This is a genomic window from Pseudomonas baetica, assembly GCF_019733355.1.
GTDB classification, from domain to species: domain Bacteria; phylum Pseudomonadota; class Gammaproteobacteria; order Pseudomonadales; family Pseudomonadaceae; genus Aquipseudomonas; species Aquipseudomonas baetica_A.
The window spans coordinates 1-257 of the sequence record NZ_JAIHLQ010000189.1 but is presented as its reverse complement, the minus strand read 5'-3'; the positions used below and the strand labels follow the sequence as shown (position 1 = coordinate 257).

2 tRNA genes are annotated in these 257 nt (G+C 58.0%); both read left to right on the top strand.

The window, feature by feature from the left end:
* Window position 1 precedes the first annotated feature (1 nt).
* Window positions 2–77: transfer RNA gene (locus K5E40_RS34690), tRNA-Gly, on the top strand.
* A gap of 104 nt (window positions 78–181) precedes the next feature.
* A tRNA-Glu gene (locus tag K5E40_RS34685) sits at window positions 182–257 on the top strand.

The following is a 257-nucleotide window of genomic DNA, read 5'->3' as shown; positions in this document are numbered from 1 at the left end:
TGCGGGAATAGCTCAGTTGGTAGAGCACGACCTTGCCAAGGTCGGGGTCGCGAGTTCGAGTCTCGTTTCCCGCTCCAATTTTAAACAGCACTGCTTTCGGGCAGGGCTGAGTGAAACCAGAACCAAGTCTTCGGATTCGGGTCTGGACACCGAAACACACACCATGTGTTCCGGGTAGCGTGTCCCCTTCGTCTAGTGGCCTAGGACACCGCCCTTTCACGGCGGTAACAGGGGTTCGAGTCCCCTAGGGGACGCCA